This window comes from Vibrio marinisediminis, assembly GCF_014050145.1.
In the GTDB taxonomy this organism is placed as follows: Bacteria; Pseudomonadota; Gammaproteobacteria; order Enterobacterales; family Vibrionaceae; genus Vibrio; species Vibrio marinisediminis.
Window position 1 is genome coordinate 1 of the sequence record NZ_JACFYF010000210.1, and the last position, 282, is coordinate 282.

The following is a 282-nucleotide window of genomic DNA, read 5'->3' on the forward strand; positions in this document are numbered from 1 at the left end:
GCTCGGAAGGCTGAAAAAGCGTTAGGACTTGAACCGCACTCTTTGGATACACCACCATGGCTATCCAATCTTAAGGACAACATACCCGACCGCGAACAAACCATCCAGGAAGGCATCATCAAGGTTGCGGAGACCTTTCTGATTACCACCACCCTCCCCGTAATGGAGGTTGTCAACGGCAATCTAAAGGAGACAGGACAAACTAGGCATATATTAGGCAACGCAAGCGATAGAGCATTTATCACTCATGCTATAGATAGGTCTATGGAACCCATCATTAAC

Annotated in this window: 1 protein-coding gene; it reads left to right on the top strand. The window is 47.2% G+C overall.

The window, feature by feature from the left end; genetic code table 11:
* The coding region (locus tag H2O73_RS21915) for a hypothetical protein (RefSeq protein ID WP_220457743.1) at window positions 1-282 on the top strand (282 nt) is incomplete at both ends.